Consider the following 3,575-nt stretch of genomic DNA (forward strand, 5'->3'; position numbering starts at 1 on the left):
TGGGTGATCTGCGTATCCGACCAGCCGGCGGCTTTCAGCCTCGGGTCAACAAGGTTCGCACGGGTGTCGGCCTCGTTCTTGGACATTCGCGCACCCTTTTCAATGGCAAGTTGTAGGCTTGATGCCGTTGCTCCCGCACCTCGGCGTGGCAGAAGCCTTTGACTTTAGCTTCCGTTTCCTGCATCTTGCACTCCTCCATAATAACCTGCAGGCCGCGTCAAGGCGTACCGCTTCCAGGGCAGTCCCCTGGGGATAACCCCGCGCCCTCTACCAAGGTCACGCGCAAGCGTACCTTGGGGCGCCGGGGCTATGGGCTACACCGATTGCCGGGCCCACGGGTTGGTTTGCGGAGCGAACACCGAAGGAGCATGTCCGGGGCGGTCTTTGCCTGGGGTGTACGCTGGAAGGGTGAAGGGCTTTGAGGCGGCGCTCGACCTTTGGCTTTTGGAGGACCTGGGGGGAGGAGACCTGACGAGCACCCTCCTCATCCCGGAGGACCAGAAGGGACGAGGGGTGATCCTGGCCAAGGAGGAGGGGGTTTTGGCGGGCCTCGAGGTGGCCCAGGCGGTCTTCCATCGGGTGGATGGCCGGATCGCCTTTACGCCGCTGGCTAGGGACGGAGACCCCCTCCTTCCGGGCCTCGAGGTGGCCCGGCTGGAAGGGCCCTTGCGGGGCATCCTGGCCGGAGAAAGGCTGGCCTTAAACCTCCTCCAGCGCCTAAGCGGGATCGCCACCTTGACCCGGAGGTACGTGGAGGCGGTGCGGGGGACCCAGGCCATCATTCTGGACACCCGGAAGACCACCCCAGGCCTTCGGGCCCTGGAGAAGTACGCGGTCCGGGTGGGGGGTGGGCGGAACCACCGCTTCGGCCTCTTTGACGGGATCCTGATCAAGGACAACCACATCCGGGCGGTGGGGGGCGTTAAGGAGGCGGTGCGCCGGGCCAGGTCCCAGGCCCCCCATTACCTAAAGGTGGAGGTGGAGGTCACCTCCATAGAGGAGCTGGAAGAGGCCCTGGAGGCGGGGGCGGAGCTTATACTATTGGACAACATGGACCTCGAGACCCTGAAGGAGGCGGTTGGAAGGGCGAAGGGGCGGGCCCTTTTGGAGGCGAGCGGAAGGATGAGCCTGGAAAGGGTGCGGGAGGTGGCCGAGACCGGGGTGGACTATATCTCCGTGGGCGCCCTCACCCATTCGGCCCGGGCGCTGGACTTAAGCCTCGAGCTAGAATGAGAGGATGGAGGTCCTTGTCCAGGAGCACAGCTTTCTTGTGGGCGAGATCCAGAGGTTGAAGGCGGAACGAAACGCCGTCATCCTCGCCCACTCTTACCAGCGCCCCGAGGTTCAGGAGGTGGCGGACTTCGTGGGGGACTCCCTGGGCCTGTCCCGGGAGGCGGCCAAGACCAAGGCCGAGGTGATCGTCTTCGCGGGGGTCCACTTCATGGCCGAGACCGCCGCCATCCTGAACCCGGAAAAGACCGTCCTCCTCCCGGACTTGGCGGCGGGCTGCTCCTTAGCCGACTCCATTACCCCGGAGGATGTTCGGCGCTGGAAGGAGGAAAACCCGGACGGGATCGTGGTGGCCTATGTGAACACCAGCGCCGAGGTCAAGGCCTTGGCGGACATCTGCGTGACCAGCGCCAACGCGGTGGAGGTGGTGGCCAGCCTGCCCGAGGGGCGGCCCATCTTCTTCCTCCCGGACATGTTCTTGGGGGCCCACGTGGAGCGGGTGACCGGGCGGAAGATGGCGCTGTGGCCCGGGGAGTGCCACGTACATGCGGGCATCCGGGCGGAGCATATCGAGGCCCTGGTCAAGGACCGTCCGGCCGCGGAGTTCCTCATCCACCCCGAGTGCGGCTGCGGTTCCAGCTGCCTTTACCTTAAGCCCGATGCCAAGATGCTTTCCACCGAGGGGATGGTCCGGTATGCGGCGAAAAGCGGTGCCCCGGAGTTTGTCATCGCCACCGAGGTGGGCATCCTACACCGGCTGAGGAAGCTGGTCCCGGGGAAGGAGTTTATCCCCGTTAAGCCCGATGCCGTCTGCGAGTACATGAAGACCATCACCTTAGAAAAGGTCTACGAGTCCCTCCGGGACTTGAAGCACGTGGTCCGGGTGCCTGAGGAGGTGGCCGAGAAGGCGCGGCGGGCCCTTTCGGCGATGCTCCAAGTGGGATGAAGGTGGACCTCCTCATCCTGGGCGCGGGGGTGGCGGGGGTCTACGCCGCCCTGGCGGCAGAGGAAAGGGGGGCCCGGGTCCTTTTGGTGAGCAAGGACCCCCTGCCCGCGGGCTCCACCGCCTGGGCCCAGGGGGGGGTGGCCTTTCCCCTGGACGAGCGGGACCTGGAGGACCACCTCCAGGACACCCTTACCGCGGGCCGGGGCCTGGTGGAGGAGGCGGTGGCCCGGTCCATCCTGGAGGAGGCTTTCCGCCACCTGGAAAGGCTCAGATCCCTAGGGGTGCGCTTCGAGGAACCCCCGGCTCGGGAGGGGGGGCATTCCCGGGCCCGGGTCTTCCACCTGGGTGGGGATAAAAGCGGCCTTCTCCTGCTCCAAGCCCTTCTGGCCCACCTGAAAAGCCCGGTCCTCGAGGGGTATATGGCCCTCTCCCTTCTAAAGGGCGACCGGGTGGGGGGAGCGGTCCTTTGGCATGAAAAGGAGGGCCTTATCCGGGTGGAGGCGGGGGCAGTCCTCCTGGCCACGGGGGGGCTTGGCCGGCTCTTTCCCGTGACCACCAACCCCCCTGGGGCCACGGGGGATGGGCTGGTCCTGGCCTGGCGGGCGGGGGCGGTGCTCCGGGATTTGGAATTCATCCAGTTCCACCCCACGGCTCTGGAGGACGGGAGCCTGGTCACCGAGGCGGCCCGGGGGGCGGGGGCGGTGCTCTTAAACGCTTTGGGGGAGCGGTTCATGCCCCGGTACGACCCCTTGGCCGAGCTCGCCCCCCGGGACGTGGTGGCCCGGGTCATCCACCAGGAGCGGGTCAGCACGGGCCGGGTGTTCCTAGACCTGAGGGGGATTCCTGACCTCGAGCGCCGCTTCCCCACCGTGGTGGCCTCCGCCCGGGCCCTGGGCCTGGACCCCCTTAGAGAGCCTCTTCCCGTGGCCCCCGCGGCCCACTACCTGGTGGGAGGGGTGCGGACGGACCTTTGGGGCTTTACGGGGGTTCCAGGGCTTTACGCGGCGGGGGAGGTGGCCAGCACGGGCTTCCACGGGGCGAACCGGCTGGCCTCCAACAGCCTTCTCGAAGGGCTGGTCATGGGGGAACGGGCTGCCCTTAGGGCTCTCGAGGACTTGGCCTGGAAAAGGGGAGAGGTTTTGCCCCTTTTCCGGATGCCGCCAGCGCTTCTTGATGGGCTCAGGCGGTGGATGGGCCTCGAGGCGGGGGTGGTGCGCAGGCGGGAGGGCCTTTTGGCCGCCTTGCAGCACGCTAAGCTCCTTCCCCTTTCCGAGGGCCTACCGGAAAGGGGGCTCACAAGAGGAGAGGTGGAGGCGGGCAACCTGGCCTTTCTGGCCCGCCTCCTCCTTTCCGGAGCCCTTCTGAGGGAGGAGAGCCGGGGGGTCCACTTCCGCGAGGA

3 protein-coding genes are annotated in these 3,575 nt (G+C 66.9%); all 3 read left to right on the forward strand.

Annotation, left to right across the window (positions count from 1 at the left end; all coding sequences use genetic code 11):
• Positions 1-393 precede the first annotated feature (393 nt).
• The gene (gene nadC / locus C4301_RS09570; RefSeq protein WP_503012423.1) at positions 394-1,233 is read left to right on the forward strand and encodes a carboxylating nicotinate-nucleotide diphosphorylase; all 840 of its coding nucleotides are present in this window, start codon (positions 394-396) and stop codon (positions 1,231-1,233) included.
• A gap of 4 nt (positions 1,234-1,237) precedes the next feature.
• Positions 1,238-2,176 (forward strand): quinolinate synthase NadA, encoded by a 939-nt coding sequence (gene nadA, locus C4301_RS09575; RefSeq protein WP_352414845.1) that lies wholly within the window; start codon positions 1,238-1,240, stop codon positions 2,174-2,176.
• A partial coding sequence (locus C4301_RS09580) for an L-aspartate oxidase (RefSeq protein WP_352414846.1) occupies positions 2,173-3,575 on the forward strand: 1,403 nt, incomplete at its 3' end. The genes nadA and C4301_RS09580, both read left to right, overlap by 4 nt.

The sequence above is a fragment of the Thermus sp. genome (assembly GCF_040290245.1).
Classification (GTDB): Bacteria; Deinococcota; Deinococci; order Deinococcales; family Thermaceae; genus Thermus_A.